The following is a 629-nucleotide window of genomic DNA, read 5'->3' as shown; positions in this document are numbered from 1 at the left end:
CCCGCGTTTTGAATACGCTTAGTCAGAGCTTCTACTTCTTCAGCTGTAAACTCCACACCTTCTACTTGAGAAAGAAGAGGAAGAATTGTCACGCCAGAGTGACCACCGATAACTGGTACACGGATATCGCTAGGATCTTTGCCTTTTAGCTCAGCAACAAACGTTTCTGAACGGATCACGTCTAGTGTGGTAATACCGAATAGGCGACGCTTGTCGTAAACGCCCGCTTTCTTCAGAACTTCAGCAGCGATTGGCACTGTTGTGTTCACTGGGTTAGTGATGATACCTACACATGCTTTAGGACAAACAACCGCAATCTTTTCAGCGAGTGATTTCACAATACCAGCGTTTACATTGAACAGATCCGCACGATCCATGCCCGGCTTACGAGCAACACCCGCAGAGATAAGAACTACATCTGCACCTTCTAGCGCAGGAGTTGGATCTTCACCAGCGTAACCTTTGATCGATACTGGTGTTGGGATGTGGCTAAGATCTGCTGCTACGCCAGGCGTAACTGGAGCAATATCGTATAGGGCTAAATCAGAACCAGCAGGAAGACGGTTCTTAAGCAGAAGGGCAAGGGCTTGACCGATGCCACCAGCGGCACCAATAACGGCTACTTTCAT

At 48.3% G+C, this 629-nt stretch carries 1 protein-coding gene; it reads right to left on the bottom strand.

Annotated features, from left to right (window positions below; genetic code table 11):
* Nucleotides 1–629: malate dehydrogenase (gene mdh / locus R8O11_RS28825; protein ID WP_318195071.1), on the bottom strand; the 629-nt coding region annotated here is incomplete at its 3' end.

The organism is Vibrio sp. 1288 (assembly GCF_033344475.1).
Note: the sequence above shows the minus strand (reverse complement) of the source record. Positions and strands in the feature narration are given on the sequence as shown.